Source organism: Luteibacter jiangsuensis, from assembly GCF_011742555.1.
GTDB classification, from domain to species: domain Bacteria; phylum Pseudomonadota; class Gammaproteobacteria; order Xanthomonadales; family Rhodanobacteraceae; genus Luteibacter; species Luteibacter jiangsuensis.
The window spans coordinates 1-1,808 of sequence record NZ_JAAQQR010000018.1 but is presented as its reverse complement, the minus strand read 5'-3'; the positions used below and the strand labels follow the sequence as shown (position 1 = coordinate 1,808).

Genomic DNA, 1,808 nt, shown 5'->3' with positions numbered 1-1,808 from the left:
CTATCGTTGCCTGCATGAGAAGCCTGATCACGGCCATCAATGCCATGGTCCGAGATCAGGTTGGATGGCGATCTGCGGCCGTGTGAGCAATCCACTGAAAAAGACAGTTGCTCCCACACAAATCCCACCATGGCCTCTTCTACAGTGCGAGCCTCGGACTTGGTAAGGTAGCGCCCTCTTCCCTGGGCACCCGCACGATGAGTCTTTCCGATCCGCGTCACCTGGCAGAGGCGCTTCCGCCAGCCGGCGACATTCTTGCCGATGTGGAACGCGCTTTTGCCGAGGATATCGGTCCCGGCGACGCCACCGCGGACCTGCTGGATCCGAAGGCCAGCGCCACGGCCGTGCTGACCTGTCGTGAGGATGCCGTGCTTTGTGGTTCGGCCTGGTTCGATGCGTGCTTCCGCAAGCTGGATCCCGATGTGCGCATCGAATGGCTCGTGCACGATGGCGACCGCGTCGCGCCGGGCACGGCAATTTGCCGCCTCGCCGGCAAGGCCCGCGCACTCGTCACGGCAGAGCGCTCGGCATTGAATTTCCTGCAGCTGCTGTCGGCCACGGCCACCGTGACCGCGCGCTATGTCGACGCCATCGCAGGCACGGGTACCCGCGTGCTCGACACGCGCAAGACCCTCCCGGGCCTGCGCCGCGCGCAGAAGTACGCCGTCCGTTGCGGTGGCGGCACCAATCACCGCATCGGCCTGTTCGACGCGATGATGCTCAAGGAAAACCACATCATCGCAGCGGGCGGCATTCCGGCGGCGGTACGTGCCGCGCGCAGCATCCATCCGAACCTGCCGCTCATCGTCGAGGTGGAGACGCTGGACGAACTGGCGGAAGCCATTTCCGCCGGTGCCGATCGCGCCCTGCTCGACAACTTCACGCCGGCCATGCTGACCGAAGCCGTGGCCTACACCGCCGGCCGGATCCCGCTCGAAGTGTCAGGCAACGTCGAGATCGACACGATCCGCGCCATCGCCGAGACCGGTGTGGACTTCATCTCCAGCGGCGCGCTCACCAAGAATGTGAAGGCCATCGACCTCTCGCTCCGCCTCGATTTGTAGGAGCCGCTATAGCGGCGATGGTCGCTTGCGGCAAGCTTGCCCGCTGCCGCGGGATCGCCGGCATAGCCGGCTCCCACACAAGGCAGCTGCCGCTTGCAGGAAGACCGGCAAGGGACTTGTGGCGAGGCGCACGCGGCCACACACTGCTCCCATGTCATCCTTCACCGATCTTTTCTGGTTGCTCCTGCTCGCCGCCGGCGTCGCCGCCTGGTATCGCCTCACCCGGGCGCGTGAAATCGCGGTGCGCGCCGCCATGGCCCTGTGCAAGCGGCATGGGCTGCAACTGCTGGATCAGAGCGTAGGCCTTCGCGCCGTGCGCTGGCAGGGTGTGGACGGTGTGCGCCGGCTGGAACGCTGTTATGCGTTCGAGGTAAGCGAAGACGGCCAATCGAGGCAGGCGGCGCGGCTATGGATGGCTGGAAACGATGTCGTCAGCTTCTCGCTGCCGATGTCCGGCGCGCCGGAGCTGGAAACCGTCGTTGCAACCGACGCGTTCGTGCATACGGGGAATGTGGTGTCGCTGGCTGATCGGCGGCGGCTGCATTGACAAGGTCTTGCCAAGACCACTGTGGGAGCCGCTTTAGCGGCGATCCCGCGGCAGCGGGCAAGCACCTCGCGAGCACCCCATCGCCGCTGAAGCGGCTTGTGTCTTTGCGTCGGGGTAGGCTTGAGGTGAGAGCGGAGTGCGGCAAGCCGTTTTAGCGGCGGTGCTGCGAGCACGTGTGGGAGCTAGGGCCGCCGCAC

General features: G+C 65.5%; 2 protein-coding genes. Both read left to right on the top strand.

Features of this window, described 5'->3' with window-relative positions; genetic code table 11:
- Window positions 1-197: 197 nt before the first annotated feature.
- Entirely contained in the window at window positions 198-1,064 is an 867-nt protein-coding gene (gene nadC, locus HBF26_RS19330; RefSeq protein WP_167129838.1) for a carboxylating nicotinate-nucleotide diphosphorylase, read from the top strand.
- Between the two features lie 151 nt (window positions 1,065-1,215).
- Complete coding sequence (locus HBF26_RS19325) at window positions 1,216-1,611, top strand: DUF3301 domain-containing protein (protein ID WP_167129836.1); 396 nt, start codon at window positions 1,216-1,218, stop codon at window positions 1,609-1,611.
- Window positions 1,612-1,808 lie beyond the last annotated feature (197 nt).

Bases quoted from the DNA above. Each gene is read 5' to 3' on its own strand.
- nadC (WP_167129838.1), top strand. From the start codon at position 198: ATGAGTCTTTCCGATCCGCGTCACCTGGCAGAGGCGCTTCCGCCAGCC.
- HBF26_RS19325 (WP_167129836.1), top strand. From the start codon at position 1,216: ATGTCATCCTTCACCGATCTTTTCTGGTTGCTCCTGCTCGCCGCCGGC.